At 48.1% G+C, this 19,443-nt stretch carries 23 protein-coding genes; 9 read left to right on the top strand and 14 right to left on the bottom strand.

Annotated elements, in window-relative coordinates:
- Positions 1–38: 38 nt before the first annotated feature.
- Together U0358_RS03635 and U0358_RS03630 are read left to right on the top strand one after the other, a co-directional pair.
- Positions 39–926: a cation diffusion facilitator family transporter gene (locus U0358_RS03635; RefSeq protein ID WP_011234878.1), complete on the top strand. Its 888-nt coding sequence runs from the start codon at positions 39–41 to the stop codon at positions 924–926.
- A 2-nt stretch (positions 927–928) separates the two neighbouring features.
- Positions 929–1,264: a YnfA family protein gene (locus U0358_RS03630; RefSeq protein ID WP_011234879.1), complete on the top strand. Its 336-nt coding sequence runs from the start codon at positions 929–931 to the stop codon at positions 1,262–1,264.
- 51 nt (positions 1,265–1,315) lie between these two features.
- Here U0358_RS03630 and merR read toward each other — a convergent pair whose 3' ends face one another.
- Complete coding sequence (merR, locus tag U0358_RS03625) at positions 1,316–1,759, bottom strand: mercury resistance transcriptional regulator MerR (protein WP_011234880.1); 444 nt, start codon at positions 1,757–1,759, stop codon at positions 1,316–1,318.
- Between the two features lie 74 nt (positions 1,760–1,833).
- Here merR and merT point away from each other — a divergent pair, with 74 nt between their 5' ends.
- The 3 genes from merT to merA are packed head-to-tail and all read left to right on the top strand — an operon-like array spanning position 1,834 to position 3,956.
- Complete coding sequence (gene merT / locus U0358_RS03620) at positions 1,834–2,184, top strand: mercuric ion transporter MerT (RefSeq protein ID WP_011234881.1); 351 nt, start codon at positions 1,834–1,836, stop codon at positions 2,182–2,184.
- 13 nt (positions 2,185–2,197) lie between these two features.
- A complete protein-coding gene (merP, locus tag U0358_RS03615; protein WP_034818174.1) occupies positions 2,198–2,497 on the top strand; it encodes a mercury resistance system periplasmic binding protein MerP in 300 nt (99 codons plus the stop codon).
- A gap of 55 nt (positions 2,498–2,552) precedes the next feature.
- Positions 2,553–3,956, top strand: coding sequence for a mercury(II) reductase (gene merA, locus U0358_RS03610; protein WP_034818177.1), 1,404 nt, complete (start codon positions 2,553–2,555; stop codon positions 3,954–3,956).
- 142 nt (positions 3,957–4,098) lie between these two features.
- Here the strand turns inward: merA and U0358_RS13200 are convergent, their stop codons facing one another.
- Positions 4,099–4,293 (bottom strand): cupredoxin domain-containing protein, encoded by a 195-nt coding sequence (locus tag U0358_RS13200; protein ID WP_416182995.1) that lies wholly within the window; start codon positions 4,291–4,293, stop codon positions 4,099–4,101.
- Between U0358_RS13200 and U0358_RS03600 the strand changes: the two genes are divergently transcribed.
- The gene (locus tag U0358_RS03600) at positions 4,267–4,362 is read left to right on the top strand and encodes a hypothetical protein (protein WP_416182994.1); all 96 of its coding nucleotides are present in this window, start codon (positions 4,267–4,269) and stop codon (positions 4,360–4,362) included. The genes U0358_RS13200 and U0358_RS03600 overlap by 27 nt on opposite strands.
- Here U0358_RS03600 and U0358_RS03595 read toward each other — a convergent pair.
- From U0358_RS03595 to U0358_RS03570, 6 genes are all read right to left on the bottom strand, one after another.
- Positions 4,319–4,573 (bottom strand): copper resistance CopC family protein, encoded by a 255-nt coding sequence (locus U0358_RS03595; protein ID WP_322407109.1) that lies wholly within the window; start codon positions 4,571–4,573, stop codon positions 4,319–4,321. The two genes, U0358_RS03600 and U0358_RS03595, sit on opposite strands and share 44 nt — an antisense overlap.
- A 27-nt stretch (positions 4,574–4,600) precedes the next feature.
- Positions 4,601–5,344, bottom strand: coding sequence for a copper resistance protein B (locus U0358_RS03590; protein ID WP_322407108.1), 744 nt, complete (start codon positions 5,342–5,344; stop codon positions 4,601–4,603).
- A gap of 11 nt (positions 5,345–5,355) precedes the next feature.
- Positions 5,356–7,113, bottom strand: coding sequence for a copper resistance system multicopper oxidase (locus tag U0358_RS03585; RefSeq protein ID WP_322407107.1), 1,758 nt, complete (start codon positions 7,111–7,113; stop codon positions 5,356–5,358).
- Complete coding sequence (locus U0358_RS13195; protein WP_414653609.1) at positions 7,097–7,321, bottom strand: twin-arginine translocase TatA/TatE family subunit; 225 nt, start codon at positions 7,319–7,321, stop codon at positions 7,097–7,099. Before U0358_RS13195 ends, U0358_RS03585 begins: the two co-directional genes overlap by 17 nt.
- A gap of 2 nt (positions 7,322–7,323) precedes the next feature.
- Positions 7,324–7,812, bottom strand: a complete 489-nt coding sequence (locus tag U0358_RS03575; RefSeq protein WP_322407105.1) for a DUF411 domain-containing protein — start codon at positions 7,810–7,812, stop codon at positions 7,324–7,326.
- A gap of 66 nt (positions 7,813–7,878) precedes the next feature.
- Positions 7,879–8,223, bottom strand: a complete 345-nt coding sequence (locus U0358_RS03570; RefSeq protein ID WP_322407104.1) for a hypothetical protein — start codon at positions 8,221–8,223, stop codon at positions 7,879–7,881.
- A 76-nt stretch (positions 8,224–8,299) separates the two neighbouring features.
- Here U0358_RS03570 and U0358_RS03565 point away from each other — a divergent pair, with 76 nt between their 5' ends.
- A complete protein-coding gene (locus tag U0358_RS03565; RefSeq protein WP_322407103.1) occupies positions 8,300–8,500 on the top strand; it encodes a hypothetical protein in 201 nt (66 codons plus the stop codon).
- A gap of 122 nt (positions 8,501–8,622) precedes the next feature.
- Here the strand turns inward: U0358_RS03565 and U0358_RS03560 are convergent, their stop codons facing one another.
- From U0358_RS03560 to U0358_RS03550, 3 genes are read right to left on the bottom strand one after another with little or no spacing between them, the layout of a single operon-like run.
- Positions 8,623–9,912 carry an ISL3-like element ISPpu12 family transposase gene (locus U0358_RS03560; RefSeq protein WP_322407102.1) on the bottom strand — a complete coding sequence of 430 codons (1,290 nt, stop codon included), beginning with the start codon at positions 9,910–9,912 and terminating at the stop codon, positions 8,623–8,625.
- A gap of 21 nt (positions 9,913–9,933) precedes the next feature.
- The gene (gene lspA, locus U0358_RS03555; RefSeq protein WP_006956201.1) at positions 9,934–10,446 is read right to left on the bottom strand and encodes a signal peptidase II; all 513 of its coding nucleotides are present in this window, start codon (positions 10,444–10,446) and stop codon (positions 9,934–9,936) included.
- 3 nt (positions 10,447–10,449) lie between these two features.
- Positions 10,450–11,346 carry a cation efflux transmembrane domain-containing protein gene (locus tag U0358_RS03550; RefSeq protein WP_218354958.1) on the bottom strand — a complete coding sequence of 299 codons (897 nt, stop codon included), beginning with the start codon at positions 11,344–11,346 and terminating at the stop codon, positions 10,450–10,452.
- Between the two features lie 95 nt (positions 11,347–11,441).
- Here U0358_RS03550 and cadR point away from each other — a divergent pair, with 95 nt between their 5' ends.
- On the top strand, positions 11,442–11,849 hold the full coding sequence (cadR, locus tag U0358_RS03545; protein ID WP_322407101.1) for a Cd(II)/Pb(II)-responsive transcriptional regulator: 408 nt from the start codon (positions 11,442–11,444) through the stop codon (positions 11,847–11,849).
- A 726-nt stretch (positions 11,850–12,575) separates the two neighbouring features.
- Here cadR and U0358_RS03540 read toward each other — a convergent pair.
- From U0358_RS03540 to U0358_RS03530, 3 genes are all read right to left on the bottom strand, one after another.
- Entirely contained in the window at positions 12,576–14,147 is a 1,572-nt protein-coding gene (locus tag U0358_RS03540) for a methyl-accepting chemotaxis protein (RefSeq protein ID WP_322407100.1), read from the bottom strand.
- Between the two features lie 106 nt (positions 14,148–14,253).
- Complete coding sequence (locus tag U0358_RS03535) at positions 14,254–14,979, bottom strand: DUF5020 family protein (protein ID WP_322407099.1); 726 nt, start codon at positions 14,977–14,979, stop codon at positions 14,254–14,256.
- 100 nt (positions 14,980–15,079) lie between these two features.
- Positions 15,080–17,053: an ATP-binding protein gene (locus U0358_RS03530; protein WP_322407098.1), complete on the bottom strand. Its 1,974-nt coding sequence runs from the start codon at positions 17,051–17,053 to the stop codon at positions 15,080–15,082.
- Between the two features lie 176 nt (positions 17,054–17,229).
- On the opposite strand from U0358_RS03530, the gene U0358_RS03525 reads away from it, so the two are divergent.
- Positions 17,230–19,437, top strand: a complete 2,208-nt coding sequence (locus tag U0358_RS03525) for a bifunctional diguanylate cyclase/phosphodiesterase (protein WP_322407097.1) — start codon at positions 17,230–17,232, stop codon at positions 19,435–19,437.
- The last annotated feature ends 6 nt before the right edge of the window (positions 19,438–19,443 follow it).

The raw sequence follows: 19,443 nt of genomic DNA, 5'->3' as shown, positions 1-19,443 counted from the left end.
GTTATTGTCGCCCCCTTTTATTAAAAGAGGAACGTATTATGGGACATCACCATAACCATGATCACTCAAAGGACATGCCGTCCAACCGATTAGGTTGGGCATTCCTGCTTAACTTTGTTTTTACCATTATTGAGTTCATTGGTGGTTTTCTTACCAACAGTACCGCCATTTTAGCTGATGCCGTTCATGATCTTGGCGATAGCCTGTCGTTAGGTCTCGCGTGGATACTAAATAAACTTGGCAAAAAACAGGCTAACCAACACTTTACCTACGGTTATAAAAGACTGAATCTTGCCGGTGCATTTATTAATGCCGTTGTGTTAATCGCAGGCTCTGCCTGGGTACTTGTGGAAGCAATTCCCAGACTCTGGAACCCTCAGATGCCCGTCGCTGATGGCATGATTGCTTTAGCCGTCGTTGGCATTACAGTTAATGGATTTGCTGCTTACAAATTGTCAGAGGGCAAAACGTTAAACGAACGCGTTATTAACTGGCACTTGCTGGAGGATGTTCTCGGCTGGGTCGCTGTACTTATCGTTGGTATTGTTTTGCTGTTTGTGGATTGGCCAATTCTCGATCCGCTACTGTCGATTGGTTTTACTCTATTTATTTTAGTGAATGTGCTGCGCAACCTGTGGGCAACGCTGAAACTCTTCATACAAGCAACTCCGGACAAAGAAACCTACAGACAAGTCGCTGACACTTTGCTGGAGCTACCTCATGTTGCTGACCTACACCATCTGCATTTTTGGTCACTAGATGGCGAGGAGCATGTATTAACCGTTCATTTGGTGTTATCTAAAAACCTTGATATCGAGGCCCGTAGCGATTTAAAACAGCGCATCGATGACGTCCTTGCGCCCTATGCTTTAAGCCATACAACGGTAGAACTAGAAGATCCTGATGAAGCCTGTAGGGACAACTGATAATGAGTGCATTATTTTTAATGAAAACACTGGGCTTATTTATCGCAACCGCAATTGCAGAAATTGTTGGTTGCTATTTACCCTACCTATGGCTCAAAGAGGGCCATTCGGTTTGGTTGCTCATTCCGGCGGCAGTGAGCTTAGCCTTATTTGCTTACTTGTTAACACTTCATCCGGCGGAAAGCGGGCGGGTCTACGCAGCTTATGGTGGTATTTACGTGTTAACTGCCATAGTCTGGCTGCGAATTGTCGATAAATCGCCACTATCCAATTTCGACCTGATTGGCACGGCGTTTGTGCTAACCGGTATGGGGATTCTTGTGTATGGCTGGCGTTAGCTATAAAGCAATTCAGTTAAAGAACTCCGCTCAAAAGTTTTACTACACAGACTAACGCACCTTATGTTTGTCCGTGGTAGCGTCCTCAACCCCGTCATTAAGCGAGGCCATCAGTGGACAATAGACATCTCCGTGTCCGGCGCTGCATTTTTGCACCAGCTCATTCAACGCTCGTTCAATTTGCTGTAAGTGCGATATCTTTCGACGAACACTGGTGAGCTTTTGCTCCCCAAGCTCCCGTGCCTCATCGCAATGAGCGCCATCTTGCAGAGTTAATAGCTCACCAATTTCATCCAGACTAAATCCAAGCCATTGAGACGCGCGAATAAAATGAAGCCGAGCAAGCGCTTGTTCGTCGTAATGTCGGATCCCCCCATACGGCTTTTCCGGCTCGCTCATTAGCCCTCGGCGCTGATAATAGCGCACCGTTTCCACGCCCACGCCGGCTGTTTTGGCCAGCGTGCCAATTGTCATTACGTTGCGTTTTTTTAACATAGCTATTGCTTCCGTAGTGAGGTACGGGTTTAAGATTAACACATTAAAGCAAAATGCCCGAAGGAGTTACTCTTATGTCAAATTCAAAATCTGGTCGGGGCTCTCTTCTCGCGGGAGGGATCGCAGCGACTCTGGCATCTGCGTGTTGTCTGGGTCCCCTCATATTACTTGCACTCGGTGTATCCGGGGCCTGGATTGGGAGCCTCACAGCACTTGAGCCTTATCGACCCATTTTTATTACCATTGCATTGATTGCCATATTCTTTGCCTGGCGTCGAATATACCGGCGTGCTGATGACTGCAACCCTGATAACACCTGCGCAACGCCAAATGCTCGTAAGAGCTACAAAGTGATGTTTTGGCTCGTTGCGGTGCTTACTTTAACAGCATTGGCTTACCCCTATGTTGTTCCTTTGTTTTACTAGGAGGCAATACACGATGAAAAAAACAATGATAACAACCATTTTATTTTTACTGTTTAGCATGCCCGCATTGGCGGTTGAGAAAACGGTTACGCTATCAGTACCCGGTATGACATGCGTCACCTGCCCAATTACTGTCAAAGCTGCACTTGGCCAAGTTGCAGGTGTGAGCGCCGTCGATGTCCGTTTTGAAGAGCGGGATGCAACCGTGACATTCGACGACGAAAAAACGTCAGTTAAGCAGCTCACTGAAGCAACGACAAATGCAGGATACCCATCAACACTGAAAGCAACGGCACCAAAAAATCAGTCATGAAACATCACAATGCCTTATAGCTGCTGTAAAACTGAAAGACCAAGGAGTAACCGTTATGAGTAATAACAATTTACACATTGCTGTCATTGGTAGCGGCGGCAGTGCGATGGCTGCGGCACTCAAAGCGACCGAGGGAGGTGCCCGAGTGACGCTCATTGAGAGAGGTACTATTGGCGGAACTTGTGTCAATATTGGCTGTGTCCCGTCTAAAATCATGATCCGAGCGGCTCATATCGCCCAACTGCGGCGAGAAAGCCCTTTTGATAAAGGCTTAAGTACCCATACTCTTAAGGTAAATCGATCAGCTCTCCTCGAGCAACAACAGGCTCGGGTAGAAGAACTCCGTGAATCCAAATACCAGAGTATTCTTAGAGAGAATTCCGCCATTACCGTTATTAACGGCGAAGCCCGCTTTATAAACGATGAAACTCTTTCCGTATCACTTTGCGATGGCGGTGAGCAAACGGTTCACTTTGACCGTGCTTTTATCGGCACCGGGGCCCGACCCGCACAACCACCCATCCCCGGCTTAGCTGAAACCCCTTACCTTACTTCGACAAGCGCATTAGGGCTAAGTAACATTCCTAAGCGCCTCGCTATTATTGGAGCCTCGGTCGTTGCTCTTGAATTAGCACAGGCCTTCGCGCGTCTCGGTAGTGAAGTTACTGTTTTGGCTCGCAGTCGGGTGTTATCCCAAGACGAGCCTGCCATTGGTGAGGCAATAGCCACTGTTTTTTATCACGAAGGCATCAATGTGCTTGAGCATACAGAAGCCAGCGAAGTGCGTTACGACGGACAACACTTCATTCTCAAAACCAATGCCGGAACATTAAAAGCAGAACAACTGCTCGTGGCCACAGGCCGCACGCCCAATACGGAAAACCTCGATTTAGAAACCATCGCCGTACAAACCGAGCGCGGTGCCATAACGATTAACGATCGCATGCAAACCTCTAACTCAAGAGTATATGCGGCAGGCGACTGTACGAATCAGCCGAAGTTTGTCTATGTCGCCGCCGCAGGCGGCAGCCGAGCCGCTATTAACATGACGGGCGGTGATGCGCATCTTGATCTCAGTGCCATGCCCGAGGTTATCTTTACTGATCCACAAGTCGCCACGGTGGGTTTATCAGAAGCTGATGCTAAAACTGGTGGTTACGTCACCGAAAGCCGCACGTTGGGCCTTGAAAATGTCCCACGGGCATTGGTTAACTTCGATACCCAAGGGTTTATAAAAATTGTCGCAGAAAGTGGCAGCGGCCGGCTGCTCGGTGTTCAAGTCGTCGCAGGAGAAGCTGGTGAGTTGATTCAAGCTGCTGTAATGGCGATAAGAGCAGGAATGACAGTCAATGAGTTGGCTGATGAGCTCTTCCCATACCTTACGATGGTAGAAGGCTTAAAATTATGCGCTCAAACGTTTACTAAAGATGTTAGCCAATTATCTTGCTGCGCTGGGTGAGATAACCTAGCTTAACTTCACTGGACAGTTACCAATATTTCGGGTTTAGCTGCTGGTTGGTGATAGGTTAAGCTAGTTCAGGAGTGATAATAGTTGTTATAAGCACTTTTTTTTCATTCATATTAGCTCTTATTTGTCTCACTTATTTGACAATAAGTTTTCCTAGATACCTTTGCATCTGACAATGAAAATCGTATTCTCCGGTCTTTAATACTGGCAATTCGATCAACTTTAACTTATTGGTCGGTAAAGTATCGCTGATCCCCAGATCAGGAACGAAGCGAAGACTGAGATATTTAATTTTATCGAGATGTTTTACAATCCCAAAAAGCGTCATTCTCATACAGGCGGGGTATCGCCTGCTAACTTTGAAAAGGCGTACTTTCAGAATCTACAGACTGTCTAGTAAAAGCTGGGAAGTCCATCTTACCGTCGTCTGAGTGCAGCATAATTTTAGCCAGGCGAACATCACCGGAAAAATTCATCGTAATTTCCGCCGGTGACTCCGACAAAGTCGCACCGTCTTCCGGGCTACTGGATGTCATGCCGACATGGGCGTTGGCCCATGCACTAAAAAATAAAGCGGTGGCGAATGCTAATTTAAATAAGTTTCTCATGTTGTTTCCTCTTTGTTTTATCATCCATTAAAACCAAACTCTGGCCCCTAAGACCACGCCTGTTTCAGTCGTATCTTCACCCATACGTTTCAGCTGGTCCGCCGTGTTTCCTAACGCACCGTTCCAGTAAATACCGATATAAGGAGCAAATTCACGACTCACCTCGTGTCGATAACGCAAACCCACGCGCAAATTACTCAACCCGCTCTCCCGCTCATATTTGTCTGAATCTGTTAGGTTAGCTGTTAACTCAATACGAGGCTGCAAGTACGATGTTTGCGTTAACTGCCACTCATATTCAGTTTCGCTGACAAACTGGACATCACCTTCTTCGTTCACCATCAACGAGTTGTCCATTTCAAACCAATACGGAGCCAGCCCCATGAAGCTAACAACGGCATAATTTTCCATAGAGGCATCGGACGATAAGGAGCCTCGCGTACCGACACCGGCCTGAAACGACCAAAACGGAGACATCAGGTAGCCGTATAACAACTCAGCACTTTCCAAGTCAGTGGGCTCTCCGTCATCTTGAATATTTTCCCCCTCACTTTTGAAGACAAACCGATGATAATCACCACCGTACCAAGCCATCATGTCCCAAACGGCAACGTTCTCTTCCTCGTCTGTTCGCGTTAATTCCAGCCGGTCAAATAATACCTGCCCGGTGTAATATTCTTTAACGGGCTCTGGCCAGCCTTCCTCTGCATGTCCCGCCATTGCCACTGCGGGTAAAAGTGCTGTAGTGAACAACAATGATTTAGCGTACATAGCCTTCCTCCTTATGCCACATTTACCACACGAAACATGCCCGCTTTCATGTGATAAAGCAGATGACAATGAAATGCCCAGCTTCCCGGTGCATCAGCGGATATCAGTAGTGATACTTTCTCGCTTGGTTTTAAACTAATGGTGTGCTTACGAGGACGAGGATACTGTCCATTTTCAAGTTCCATCCACATACCGTGTAAGTGGATTGGATGATCCATCATGGTGTCATTAACCATCACCAACCTTAAGCGCTCGCCGTGACGGAACTGCACAGGGCCGTCAACTTCGGTGTATTTCTTCCCGTCAAACGACCACATATACCGTTCCATATTACCGGTCAAATGCAGTTCAATCTGGCGCTCTGGTTCCCGCTTATCTGGCCATTCTTGGGCGCCAATAAGATCGCTATACACTAAGACTCTATGGTCAACATTATCCAAACCTATGCCCGGTTCATGGAGACGACTGGTCGGATTCATAGCTATCATGGCGGCAGCAGCTCCGTGACCACCTTCACTGTGCTCAATTTTAATGTTTTCCACAGGAAGCTCTTTTTTATGCATCATTTCATGATTCATATGACCGTCTGTGCCGCTCATATTCATCATACCTTTCTCTTCCTTATTTCCTGACATCGCCATGGCCCCCATTCCCATCGCGGCCATACCACGTTCAGGCACCGCGCGTAACTCAGGAACTTCTGCTTCAAGGCCAATTTCTGGTGTTAATGTGCCTCTGACATAGCCACTACGGTCAAAGCTCTCCGCAAAAATCGTATAAGCCTTGTTATGCTTTGGCTGAACAATGACATCATAGGTTTCAGCCACTCCGATACGAAACTCATCAATAGACACAGGCTTCACCGGTTGACCATCTGCCGCCACTACAGTCATCTCTAGACCAGGAATACGTACATCGAAAAAGCTCATCGCAGAGCCGTTGATAATACGAAGTCGCACTTTCTCACCTGGTTTAAATAATGCTGACCAGTTCATTGCTGAATCGCGACCATTCATCAGGTAGGTGTATGTACTCCCTGTCACATCAGCGATATCGCGAGGACTCATCCGCATTTGTCCCCACATTTCTCTTTGCTTCCAGGTTTTCTCTAACCCATGCTGGCGCACGTCCTCGAACGTCTCAAATATCGTACGCTTTTGGTAGTTATAGTAGCCTTCCGCTACTTTCAAATTACGAAAAACCTCATTTGGATCTTCGAATGTCCAGTCACTTAGAATAATTGTGTGTTCACGATCAGCGCCTATATCTCCGTCTTTTGGGTCGATAACCAGCGGACCTAAGTGCCCCAGTTGCTCCTGTAAACCTGAGTGGCTGTGATACCAATAAGTGCCATTTTGCTCAACGTCGTAGCGATACTTATAAGTTCGCCCCGGCTTTATACCTTCAAATGAAACCCCGGGTACGCCATCCATATTTTCAGGCAAAATAATCCCATGCCAGTGGATTGACGTGTCTTCAGATAGTCTATTCGTCACATTTAGCTTGGCTCGTTGACCTTCTTTCAAACGAATTAGAGGACCAGGCATTTGACCATTAATCGTTATAGGTGTACCAACCTTATTCCCTACTAACAAAGGAGACTTCGCGATGGTTAAATCAATTTCATCTTTCGTCAAAACTTGATCTTTAAATTTACGCCCTTGAGGTGTTGCCCATGTTGGGGCTACTTTGGCAATTGCTAACGCGGACGCCACAGTAAAAGCAGATTTAATGAATTTTCGACGCCCTTTATTAAACTCGGTGCTCATTTTCATTCTCCTCTTTTGAGGTTGATTTTTGTCCGTCACAACTATCGTAATTATTTTCAGCACCACCATCTGATATTGACGATTTAAACCCTTTAATCGCACTTCCAAGATCAGAGCCGAAAGTCCTTAACTTTCGGCTGCCAAAAAGAAGGATGACGATAGCTAACAGAATTCCCAGTTGAACCAGGCTCATACCACCGAAGCCCATAATTAATCGCCTCCACCTGATAGTTTCTTTTGCTGCTTAATACTTGCTACCTGCTGATAAGGTGCTATAGAGCCATCCTTTTTCACTTCATAAACGGTATAGGGCTGGAATCGACTTCCCATTTCCATACCGACAGAGCCGACAGGCATTCCCGGAACAGTTAAACCGATTCCGTTAGTTGACTTGTCTCCCTCCAAATAGCGGGAAACGAGTACAGGGGGAACATGCCCCTCGAAGACAAAGCCACTATCGGAGATAGCAGTATGACAGGACTGGATATCAGCACTGATACCTGCTTGACGCTTTTGCTGCGTCAAGTCTATTGGGTGCTGAACAGAAACATTTAAGCTTTCGGGTAAAGCTTTTAACCACTTTTCACAGCAGCCACAGTTGGGATCTTTTAGAACTCTCAGTTGCTCTTCTGCGCCAGCAACTGACATAGACACAGAAAAAAGCATCGCTAAAATAGCGCTATTGCGTTTGATAGACATAATTATCCACCGACTAATAAGTATTAAAGGGACACGTCGGGCGTGTACTAAATTTCTAGAAACTTATTAAACGATAATTATTGGAGGACGAAATAGATTAGACGCGTGTTTAGCGCGAATTGAAGTGTCAATCGGGGAATCGACTTTAGAAGAAAAGTTGATCACAGCGGCATTAACTGAAGAAGACTGCCCGACAAATAAAACTGGACTGCCGGAACAATGCCGAATTGTCATGTCAGCGCAGCACGAATTGTGCTTTTGCTTCTCATGCTCGCAGTCGCTTGCGCTCGCTTCCTGCATCATGCTGTGCTGCATCTGCCCGTCATCATGGCAAGCGTGAGCGTCTACCGTTTGCGAAAACGACATCGACACTAATATCACTGCCATTACTAACAGAATTCGAACCTGCACGAGCACCCTGCTTTTTTGCAATTTAATAAATTTCAGTTTAACGTCATTTAAACGCATGTCAAATAAGGAGCAGATAATGATGAATCACGAAATGTTCGCAGGTATGGGCTTTCTATGGATGCTGATTGTGGGAGCTATTTTTATTGCTCCCGCATGGCGTATCTGCCAACGAGTTGGCTACCCTGGTCCATTGGGTCTTCTGATTGTTATCCCTATCGCAAATATCATTCTTCTTTACTTTATAGCGTTCGGCCCATGGAAAAATGTTGATAAATAGCTAATTCACTTTAACCAAAGCAACAAGTATAGCTTTTCATCTCTGATCAGAAGCACGAATTTATGGGTATACGGATTTAATGGTTGATGGGGCACCTTCACCCCATCAATCTGATACCACCCTCAGATGGTTGATAGATCGACTCCGTAGTTGAGTTCCTCTGCGAAGTCCGGCAGTCCGTAACCGATGGTTTTCTTGTAGAAAGGAGAGACCTTCGCAGTCGGTGCCTTCTTCTTGTGCTTCGTGGTGTAGAGCATTCGTGCCCGCATCACCTCGAAGGAGTAACCGCGCCCTTCACGGTTCTTGTCCTTGGCCAGTCGGTTGATGGACTCCGTGTAAGCGTTGGTGACGGGCATGTCCGTCTCGAAGTAGGTCATGGTCTCTTCGCGCCAGTTTCCCACTGCCCTGACCAGATCGCTCCAGACTTCCTTTTGGCCCTTCGGGATGGTGGCTATCCACTCGTCCAGGGCGGCTTCTGCCTGGAGCCGTGTGGTGGCGTCCCAGATGCCGTAGAAGCGTTCCTTGTGCTCGTAGGCGGCCAGCAGTTGCGGGAATGCGCCTGTCCAGGTCTCCATGATCAGCCGTTCCCGATCTGAAACTTCGTGAGCGCGTTTCAGCAGGATCTTCCGGTCGCCCTTGAGGGTTCGGCTCTGGGAGGGTTTCAGCTCCTTTCTGAGGCCCTTGCGCACCTTCTCCAGGGCATCGTTGGCCATGCGTACCACATGGAACTTATCGACCACGATGCGGGCCTGTGGCAGCACGGTCTTGACCGCTGCCCGGTAGGGGTTCCACATGTCCATGCTGACGATCTCGACCTTCTGGCGGTCTTTCAGCTTCATCAGGTAGTTGGTCACCACGTCCTGACGGCGGGTAGCCAGCAGGTCGAGCAGGGTTCGCTCCTCGATGTTGGTCAGGATGCAGCGGTAGCGCTTGTTCAGGTACAGCTCGTCGATGCCCAGAATGCGGGGCGTCTCGAAGCGGTGCCAGCGCCCCAGGAACTCGGCGCGGGCGTTGAAGATGTCGCGTACCGTCTTCTCGTCCAGACCTGTCTGTGCCGCCACGAAGGTGTAGGGGTGGTTGAAGGATTCCTTCTCCACGTATTCATGCAGCCGCAGCGTCATACGGAAGCCGTCCACCATCTCCGGTAGCTGGGGCCTGAAGGTTGTCTTGCAGGCCCGGCAGGTGTACCGGCGGCGGACCACCCAGAGGGTGACCCGCTTGCCGTGGATGGGCAGATCACGATAGGGAACATCACGCTTGCCGAACCGCACGAACTCACCCTGCACTCCGCATTCTTCGCAGGCAATGGGATCGGGCGCGTCCGCTTGGAAGTGCATGTCGTCGTCGGTGGTTTTGCAGCCCAGTACTTGGTATTGCGGCAGGTGAAGGATGTTGTCGGGAAGTTCGGTCATGGTGTTGTATAGGCGAAGGTTTCAGTCAGATCCATCCGACTCGGCATTGGTGTTTGTTTTTTTACCCAAAAAGCTGCCGGAAACGAAAAGTAAGGCACCGAGGACAATTGCAATATCAGCCAGGTTGAAGGCCGGCCAATGCCAGTCTCGCCAATAGAAATCAAAGGAATCCACAACATAGCCACGAAAGACCCGGTCAATCAGGTTGCCCATGGCGCCACCGAGGATAAGACTGTAAGCGATGGCTTCTCCTTTATGACGATTTTCAAGGATCAGCTTGATCAGAAAAATCGAGACCGCCACCGCGATCCCGATAAAAAAGTAGCGCTGCCAGCCTCCACCATTCGCAAAAAGACTGAATGCGGCACCGGTGTTCCTTAGGTGCACCCAGTTAAAGAACGGGGTCACCGAAACAGACTCGCCATAGGCCATTGATTGCTGCACCAGCCACTTTACAGCTTGATCAGACGTTGCCAGCAGGCCCGATATGGACAACAGGGCGTACGGCGAGAGCTTTTTGCCAATAATGAGCATTATTTAACCCTTGAGCGCCAGAATGCGCCTGGCACCGTTAAGCACGACGAGCCCCGCGATGGTGCCGATAATTAGATCCGGATAATTGGAACCGGTCCACACGACCAGGGCGCCGGCGGTGATGACCCCCAGGTTGATCACCACGTCGTTGGCCGAGAATATCCAGCTTGCCTTCATGTGCGCCCCGCCCTCCCGATGTTTGGATATGAGCAGCAGACAACTGGTATTGGCAATCAATGCGACGAATGCGATAGCCATCATCACCAGCGATTCAGGCTCACTACCGAATACAAAGCGTCTCACCACCTCTATGAGTACGCCCACAGCCAAGATCAGTTGCAGTACACCAGCAACATGCGCGGCACGTAGCTGCATTCTCACGCTATGTCCAACCGCATAAAGTGCGAGCCCGTACACGGCCGCATCGGCGAAATTGTCCAGGGACTCTCCAATCAGGCCGGTGGACTGGGCGATCAGGCCGGCTGTCATTTCCACTACGAAAAGGAGCGCATTGATGCCGAGCAACCAGCGCAGAGTCCCGGATTCTTGCGTGGCAGAGGCTGCCGAGAACTCGGCCGCCTTGATGGTCTCCGGATCGGCAGCGACGCTTTCCTGAAGCGAGGCGCCTAGCTCCAAGGTCTTCAGCTTCGCGGTGACGGGCTCGACCTCACCGTCATGCACGACCTTCAACCGGCGGTTCGACAAGTCGAAGGACAGTGCCCGAATCCCCTCAACGCCGTTCAGGGCCAGGCGAATCATGCGCTCTTCTGATGGACAGTCCATCTTCGGCACGGCATAAACACTGACCCATTCCCCCGACGCATCGGAGGAGGCCTGCATATCGGTATCCGCCGCAGGCCTTGCATGGTCGCCACAGGGGCCTCCGCAGTTTTTACTCATGATATGACTCCACTTGAATGTGATCGGGTTTTCATTTAAAACTATATAGTCGCTATAAGGTCAATAGCGTAGAGAATCCGTTGCGGAGGAACCCGATGCGTATTGGTCAGTTGGCACAGTCAGTAGGGGTAGATACACAGACGATCCGCTTCTACGAACGGCAGGGCTTGTTGCCGCCGCCTGGTCGGCAGGAGAACGGTTACCGTGTCTATACCGAGAAACACGTTGAGCGGCTGGTCTTTATTCGTCGCTGCCGCATCCTGGATCTGTCACTGGCAGAAATTCACGAACTAAAGCGCTATCAGGACGACCCTCATCAGTCCTGTACCGCTGTCAATGCCTTGCTCGATGATCACATCTCTCATGTGCGCTCGCAGATAACCGCTCTACAGGCGCTTGAGAAACAACTCGTTTCACTAAGAGCGCGTTGCAACGATGACCGGGAAGTTAAGGCGTGTGGGGTTCTTGCTGGAATTAGCGAGGGAAGCATGCATCAGCAGTAGGTTGGAGTGCCAACCAGATAATCCGATGAGATGCCGGTTTGCCTCACTCTCATGCAAAGGTAAGATCAACCATTTAATCCGTATACCCGAATTTATTTGCCACTACACGTTCACAAGTTGCAGACCACTATAGCTATGTTCAACGTGTTAAGCGAGTATTGGGCATAGCCAAAAAGTTAAAAGATTCATTTGTGAAAAAGCTTTCAATCAAAAAACTAAAGCTGAAGTTTTAGTAACAAGGTAAGTAACACGCTTGAATCTTAATATTTTTTATCCACTATAAAACAATAAGTTATTAGATCTTATCGATTCCGCCTCCGGCACCAACTTCTTCCTAAAGCCCTGCACATTGTGCGGGGCTTTTTCGTTTATGAGTATCGGAAGTAACACGCTTAGTAACACAGTTCAGTAGCCTCGCGTTAACACGTCAAGTGTTGTCTACACGTTTCAATAGTCGTTTTGCCAAAGCCACGTCATTGGAGCCGCTATACAGTTTTCAGTCTGCAATGGCAGTGCATTGTTAGCGCAATAAAGTTTGAATAATAGTTTGCAGGTATTACCGGTACCATTGCCGTGCACGTGAAGCAGAGCGAGTTAACGGCTCTGGGTAGCCCTGACATACACGCTCTGCTATCCCCAGGAGATGCCAGATTTGTACCACATGTCCCACCTGCATACTCAGCTTAAAAGCCGCCAAATTGACGGCTCAAGTTACCTCCGGCGAAGCTATCGCGTCTTATACTGTCCCACCAAACTCTCGATATCGCCGGACAACTTACTGAGATTATCGGCTATCTTACGAGCGTTATTGGTACCTTCTACCGACTCCTGAGTAATGCTGACTATGGTATGCAAGTTCTCATTGATGGATTCGGACACCGTAGTCTGTTCTTCCGCGGCAGTAGCAATTTGACTATTCATATTATTAATAGTGGATACGGCTTCATAAATCTCCTTGAGGGATTTATCCACTTCCTGAGTCTGCGCCACCGTGCGGTCGCTGCCTTCGCGGATCTGGTCGATGGCGCTCACCACTTCTTTAGCACCATTTTGCAAACGACTGATCATCTGGTTGATTTCTTCGGTGCTTTCGGCCGTTCTTGACGCCAAAGTCCTTACCTCATCAGCAACCACTGCAAATCCCCGGCCCTGTTCACCGGCTCGGGCGGCCTCAATTGCAGCGTTTAATGCTAGTAGGTTAGTTTGCTCCGCAATGCCGCTTATTACCTCTAACACGCCACCTATGCTCTTGGACTCACTGCCAACTTTGGAAATCACATCCACACCAGTATTTACATTCTGCTCCAACCCGCGTACCACGCTAATAGCATTATCGATGCGTTGGCTGGCTTCATGCACTTGTCGTTCCACTTCACTGGTGGCGCCTGCTGCATTGCTGGCACTGGACGCCACATCCTGGGCTGTAGTCGACATTTCGTTCATAGCAACCGCTACCTGTTCGCTCTCATCATGCTGGCGTTTTACGCCCGCATCTGCCTGTTCCATGATCTGGCTGAGCTCCTGACTGGATGTAGCCAGTGTTTGCACAGAACCTCGAAGCTGTTCCACCATATTGGCCACTTTCGATGCGAAGGTATTAAAGGCCTGCGCCAAAGCTCCCAGCTCCGCTACCTGATCCTCATCCAGACGTCGGGTCAAATCCCCTTCGCCGCTGGCGATATTCCTCATAGCTTCCACAGCCCGGTTCAATGGCGTAATAATACTTCGAGCTAAAATGAGTCCCAGCCCAATGACCACAACCAGTGATACAGTAGCCACTATGACGGTAAAACCGGCACTTTTATTCGTGCTGGATTGCAGTTCCGATTCCAGCTCTGATAGCTTCGTCTGCAAGTCATCAATGTAGAACCCAGTTGCGATAACCCAGTTGGTACCTGGGTATTTGATAGCCTTGGCTAGTTTAGGGCTGGCCACCGAGGAGCCAGCCTTAGGCCAGTTGTATTCCACATAGCCGCCTCCCTGCTTTGCCGCATCAATATACTCGCGTACCAGGTAACGTCCTTCCGGAGAGCGGCTATCGTAGTAATTTTGACCTTCTCGGCTCGGGTCGTCCGCACTGACGACCTGTACACCATCCGTGTTATAGACAAAGAAATAATTCTGGCCATTGTCATAACGCAGGTTTCGTAAAATATCCTTTAGCTGGTCTTGGTTACTGGCCTTTTTACCCGCCGTTATCGCCATCTCCAGCAGTCTGTCCAATTCCTGGCGCTTTTGTTGATACAAAGCCTCCCGTTGCTGCTCCACACTGGTTTGACTGATATCGTTTGCTGACATTACGGAGATAACGATCAGTACAACGCCCAGAAGCACAGTCGGTACGGCCGCTAACAGAAGAATACGAAGTTTTATCTAGAGTCTGGCCATGTTTGTGCCTCTTTAGTTAAAAGTGGAATTTGACTAACAGGTTGACGTTGGACTCATGGGTAGGAAAACCCAGCGTATCAGCAATACCGAACTTATTGCGCCAGTACACGTATTCAATCCCCAGATACAAACGGTTATCCAGCCCCATGGCTTGGCCGGCGTTCCATTTAAGCTGAGACGTCCAGTTGAGGCTCGCTCGCTGATCCTCCGTACTGGAAAACCAGTCCAGGAAACCATCATAGAGAAATGACTGCTCAGCAATGGCAAAAGGGTAAGCCCAAGTCGCCGTCAGCTGCCAATTGTCCTCTACCCCGTCATTATTCCTACGATAGGTATTCAATTTCAGGTAGGTAAAGCCTTGTAGATTCAGGTCCACACCTAAACCATGCAAAAAGTGAGTTGCCTGTTGGGACATCTCCACGGTATTTGCAAATAACACATCTTTAATCAGACCATCGTCTTCAGGGCAATAAATGCCTAATTTACAGCCACTCAGACGTGGTGACCACTCAGCGTAATTTTCGCGGCTGCCGTCGCGAGAACGCAAATGATCCAAAAAGAAAAAGCTGTCTCCCCAACTGGCCCCTGCGGCGTGCTCAAAGGTTAATACTTCGCGGCGATTGTCTCCAACACGGTAGTTTTCTCCGTACAAATAAGTGACGCTGACATCCTGCCACAATATTTTTGCCTGCACCGGTATGGTTAAAAAAAGTGCCCCAAGGGCAAGAAGTTTAATTTTCATAGTGTCTCGATATAAGTTTGCAGAACGTTACGAATCTATCCCCGTCTATCGGCAGGTTTCTGCTTTTATTAACAGAAAAGTCTGTGAACAGTTCCGTTACTTAGGAGAGTCTTGTTGAGTCATCCAAATGTGGAGCAATGACCGGCAGGGTCAGGGTAAAACAACTGCCCTTGCCTTCTCTGCTCTCTACGTCAATGCGTCCGCCCAAAACACCTGTAACTAAATTAAATGTTATGTGTAAGCCAAGACCCGACCCTCCTTTACCCAGTCTCGTTGTATAAAATGGGTCGAAGATTCGCTTGATTCTCTCATCCGGAATACCGCAGCCATTGTCAGCTACCGTCAAGCGTACTTTGTCTGCTTGCTCCTGGCTGGCAACTATCTGAATAGTACCTTCTTCTTGTTCGTCAAACGCATGAATGACGGCATTATTAATGAGGTTCATTAACACCTGAGAAAGCTTGCCCGGATAGCTGTCCATAGAAATACATTGCGGCACATCAATTTCCAGCTTGCATGGACTTTTTTGCACACTGGGTCTCATCGACAAACTGACTTCTTCTACCAGCCCCTTTAACTCAAATTCGCGCCTTTGCGAACTGGTCTGGTCCACAGCCAGCTGCTTAAACGCTCCAATTAACTCGGCGGCACGTGTTAAGTTTCGCTCAATAATAGTCGCTCCTTGAGTGACATCTTCAAGGTAATTGGCCAGATCACGCCTTGTCATCTGAGCGTTCATTTTTTTACTAAATTGCTTATTGGCATCCAGTACGGAGGTAGACGACATAAGTGCATTTCCTATTGGCGTATTCAGTTCGTGCGCCACTCCTGCAACCAGAGCCCCTAGCGAGGCCAACTTCTCACTTTGCACCAGTTCGTCCTGAACGTCTTCTAAGTGCCGCAACAAAGATTTTAGTTTCTCCCCGTAAGCATTAACCGCCTGGCGCAGTTCTCCCATTTCATTCATTCTGCCGGTGCGCAGAGTCTGACTTGTTTCTTCATCGGTTAACTGTCTTACTTGCACTGTCGTTTGCTGAATTTTATTAATTAAATTGCGGAACAGCACTGCTGCAATAATTCCGACAGCAACCAACAGTGCGCCAATAGCAAGCATTAAGAAAAAACCCATACTATCGGCCATAGCGGTCATTTTACTTCTGGGTAACACCAACCCTATTATCCAACCGGTTTCATCGTTTCTAACCAAATCAACGTACGCTGCTTCTCCAAGAAGCTTGTCGTTGTGAAGTTCGATAAGACCCGTCTCATTGGTTGTATTTATCTGGAGCAGGCTGCTTTTCAGCCAGGGAATATGCATTGCCAGCTCATTAACGTTGACTAACGAATTTGCATTGCTTTCAATATTAGCTGCAGTAAACGGGAAACTGATCATATGGTTGCTTGAATCTATCGCGAAAGCGTAGCCGTCGTTTTTCTCACCGTAGCGTTGCAGTATTCGGGTGATATCACCAAGTTTGACGTCTATGGTTGCCACACCAGCAAACTCATTGTTTTCATGAATGGGAACAGAGCACGTCACCATCGGTGTACGAGTAAAAGGGTCAACATAGGCCTGTGACCAAATGCAATTATCGCTGCTAGCCTCCATTGCATCTTTGTACCAGTTTGCTTCATGATAACCAGCTCCATCAGAAGCATTGTAATCGTCGACATATTTTAGCTGTCCGTTTTCCCGCCCCCAGAAAAAGCTGCGCCGTTCAATACCTTTACTAAAAGCGCCAGGCTCCGGCCAAATACCACCGCCGGCTATAGAGGAGTCTCCTCGATTATCAATGACAGAAGGCAAGAGCTCTTTGAATATTGATTCATTTTTTGGAAGCGAGGTGGCAGCAGCAGCTAACGTACGAGTCAGAACTTCAACTTGGCCCAGTCGAGCATTAATGAGGTCTACAAGTTCACTTTGGTTTTCGGCAATTTTTTGCTGCTGTTGCTGAAGCAAGTCAGGTTTAACTTTAAACTCCACCACCGCAAAAATAACGAATAGAGCCATTATCAATACCAAAACAAACCCGAGGTTAATTTGGTGCCTTATCATCAAAAGCGGTTTGCTCATAGCCAATGGCCTTTAAACGTAATCCAAAACCGAGCCTTTATCGTAAACTAAATTAATATTTTTGTTAAAATAAAAAGTCAAATAAAAGATTATGACGACCAAAATATAACATTTAACCTTGTTTTTGTTAAGTTAGTTATGGTGGTATCCGAGGTTATAGTCTTGAGGTAAAGGTTATGGTGGGCAACGACGACTTGATCGAATTCGCTGAAGAGGAAGCAGAAAAGCCTGTTTCTAATTCGGTTCCCTGGAAGATATTGATTGTTGATGACGATCCAGACGTTCATGTCACTACCAAAATGGCGCTGAAAGGCTTGGTGATAGAAGAAGCTGAACTCAGCTTCGCCGATGCCTATTCAGCTTCTGAAGGCCTCAGTTTACTAAGAGAAGACGATGATTTTTCTGTTGCTTTAGTCGATGTTGTTATGGAAAGCGATAGCTCTGGCTTGCAATTAGTTCAGGCTATTCGCGATAAGCTTCACAACCACAGTATTCGGCTCATTTTGCGTACAGGGCAACCGGGGTTCGCCCCGGAAAGCGATACCATCCGCCTTTACGACATTAATGATTACAAGACTAAGTCAGAGCTGACCCGAACGCGCCTCATTACCAGTATTGCCATGGCAATACGATCTTACTCGCAAATAAAACAACTGGAAGCCAATAGTAAGGGGCTTACAGAAACCTTAGTCGCTACCGCCGAGCTTGGTCTGCTCTCTGACATCAACCACTTTGCTGCGGGTGTCGTCGAACACCTTTGCACATTGTTGGGCATTGAGAAAGACTGCCTTGTTTGTGCCGCTCTGGATACATCAGACAGCCCCCCTTTTATTCTCTCAGCGGCCGGAGATTTTGCATCCTGGCAGGGTGTACCTTTGGAAAAGCTGCCGGAGGAAAATATACGCCAGCTGTTAATGCAAGTGCTCGAATCAAAACAGCATATATTTGAAAGTGGCATTTGCCTGTATCTTCCAGGCATTAATAATCAAGCACTAGCCGCATTCGTAGAACTTGCTCGTCCCATTGAGCAGTGCGAACAACGCCTTTTAGAGGTTTTTTGCAGCAGTGTTGCAATGACCTTCGAAAAGCTGCAACTTTACAGCTCTATCGAAAAGTTAGCGTTTCAGGACTCTTTAATAAAACTCCCCAACCGTAATGGTTTCATGAGTGAAATTGGGCAGCAACTCACTAATCGACCAAAAGAAAAGTACGCCGTTGCGTTAATTGATTTAGACAGTTTCTCATACATGAACAGCGTACTTGATGACGCCTTTGGTGACGAAATTCTATGCGCAGTAGCGCAGCGTTTGTGTAATCGGCTGACCAAAAGCCACTGTATTGCCCGAGTGGGAGGCGATATTTTTGGTGTTTTGGCGGACGCCAGAGATTTAACGCCTGAAACAATTGAGTCAGTGTTTTCACAGCCTTTCATGCTCCATAAAAATGAGCCTTTGCGTATTTCTGCTACCAGCGGCTTAATCACGGTAGGTGACTCCTCGCTTTCAGCGGCGGAAATCATTAAAAATGCCGGTGTTGCTCTCAAGCAGGCCAAGCATTTTAATCGCGGGAAAACCGTTTTATTTGCTCCTCAGCAAGCCGAGGCAGCCAGAGACAGAATGAGCCTTTTAAGTCGTTTGCGCACGGCATTTTCCAGCGAACGTCTGACGCTTCATTTTCAGCCTTTTATTAGACTGAGTGATGGTGCTGTTGTTGGTGCTGAATCTTTACTTCGGTGGAAAACGGATAACGGGGAATTTATTCCACCCGACCGTTTTATCCCGCTGGCGGAACAGTCGGGAATGATGGTCGCTATAGGAGACTGGGTGCTGCGTTCCGCTTTGCGTTGGCGTTCGGCTATTAGTGACAAAGTCGAAGACGCTTTTCGCGTAGCAATTAATGTCTCTGTTGTCCAACTGAAAGAAGCGAGCTTTGTCGATTCAGTTATTCAGCATATTCAACAACAAGGGCTTAAAGGCTACCAAGTTGAAATTGAACTGACCGAGTCCATAGCGGCTGAAGACATTGTCAGCATCACTGAGCAATTGAAAAACCTCCGTGCACATGACATTGGCATTTCCATGGACGACTTCGGCACAGGGTATTCGTCACTGAGTGTACTGCGTAACTTACCTTTTACTCGTCTAAAAATTGATCGAAGTTTTGTCAGTGGCAACGCTGCGGGTCACCCCTCCTACAGTGTTGCTCGTACCATTAAAGAGTTAGCAGGTAATTTTAAATTGCGCACCGTCGCCGAGGGTATCGAAACTCAAACTCAGTGCGATGCTCTAACAGTAGCAGGCTGTGAAGAAGGCCAAGGCTACTTCTTTGCTCGCCCCATGGACGCGTACCAATTTGAAAACTGGCTGATGTTAACGTGTGACTAATGGGTT

This window comes from Idiomarina sp. PL1-037 (assembly GCF_034422975.1).
Classification (GTDB): Bacteria; Pseudomonadota; Gammaproteobacteria; order Enterobacterales; family Alteromonadaceae; genus Idiomarina.
This window is presented reverse-complemented; position numbering and strand designations above follow the sequence as displayed.

Bases quoted from the DNA above. Each gene is read 5' to 3' on its own strand.
- U0358_RS03595 (WP_322407109.1), bottom strand. From the start codon at position 4,573: ATGAGAAACTTATTTAAATTAGCATTCGCCACCGCTTTATTTTTTAGT.
- U0358_RS13195 (WP_414653609.1), bottom strand. From the start codon at position 7,321: ATGGGCTTCGGTGGTATGAGCCTGGTTCAACTGGGAATTCTGTTAGCT.
- merT (WP_011234881.1), top strand. From the start codon at position 1,834: ATGTCAAATTCAAAATCTGGTCGGGGCTCTCTTCTCGCGGGAGGGATC.
- U0358_RS03590 (WP_322407108.1), bottom strand. From the start codon at position 5,344: ATGTACGCTAAATCATTGTTGTTCACTACAGCACTTTTACCCGCAGTG.
- U0358_RS03550 (WP_218354958.1), bottom strand. From the start codon at position 11,346: ATGAGTAAAAACTGCGGAGGCCCCTGTGGCGACCATGCAAGGCCTGCG.
- merP (WP_034818174.1), top strand. From the start codon at position 2,198: ATGAAAAAAACAATGATAACAACCATTTTATTTTTACTGTTTAGCATG.
- U0358_RS13200 (WP_416182995.1), bottom strand. From the start codon at position 4,293: ATGACGCTTTTTGGGATTGTAAAACATCTCGATAAAATTAAATATCTC.
- lspA (WP_006956201.1), bottom strand. From the start codon at position 10,446: ATGCTCATTATTGGCAAAAAGCTCTCGCCGTACGCCCTGTTGTCCATA.
- U0358_RS03540 (WP_322407100.1), bottom strand. From the start codon at position 14,147: ATGTCAGCAAACGATATCAGTCAAACCAGTGTGGAGCAGCAACGGGAG.
- U0358_RS03635 (WP_011234878.1), top strand. From the start codon at position 39: ATGGGACATCACCATAACCATGATCACTCAAAGGACATGCCGTCCAAC.
- U0358_RS03535 (WP_322407099.1), bottom strand. From the start codon at position 14,979: ATGAAAATTAAACTTCTTGCCCTTGGGGCACTTTTTTTAACCATACCG.
- U0358_RS03585 (WP_322407107.1), bottom strand. From the start codon at position 7,113: ATGAGCACCGAGTTTAATAAAGGGCGTCGAAAATTCATTAAATCTGCT.
- U0358_RS03575 (WP_322407105.1), bottom strand. From the start codon at position 7,812: ATGTCTATCAAACGCAATAGCGCTATTTTAGCGATGCTTTTTTCTGTG.
- U0358_RS03560 (WP_322407102.1), bottom strand. From the start codon at position 9,912: ATGACCGAACTTCCCGACAACATCCTTCACCTGCCGCAATACCAAGTA.
- cadR (WP_322407101.1), top strand. From the start codon at position 11,442: ATGCGTATTGGTCAGTTGGCACAGTCAGTAGGGGTAGATACACAGACG.
- merA (WP_034818177.1), top strand. From the start codon at position 2,553: ATGAGTAATAACAATTTACACATTGCTGTCATTGGTAGCGGCGGCAGT.
- U0358_RS03530 (WP_322407098.1), bottom strand. From the start codon at position 17,053: ATGAGCAAACCGCTTTTGATGATAAGGCACCAAATTAACCTCGGGTTT.
- U0358_RS03600 (WP_416182994.1), top strand. From the start codon at position 4,267: ATGTTTTACAATCCCAAAAAGCGTCATTCTCATACAGGCGGGGTATCG.
- U0358_RS03565 (WP_322407103.1), top strand. From the start codon at position 8,300: ATGATGAATCACGAAATGTTCGCAGGTATGGGCTTTCTATGGATGCTG.
- U0358_RS03630 (WP_011234879.1), top strand. From the start codon at position 929: ATGAGTGCATTATTTTTAATGAAAACACTGGGCTTATTTATCGCAACC.
- merR (WP_011234880.1), bottom strand. From the start codon at position 1,759: ATGTTAAAAAAACGCAACGTAATGACAATTGGCACGCTGGCCAAAACA.
- U0358_RS03525 (WP_322407097.1), top strand. From the start codon at position 17,230: ATGGTGGGCAACGACGACTTGATCGAATTCGCTGAAGAGGAAGCAGAA.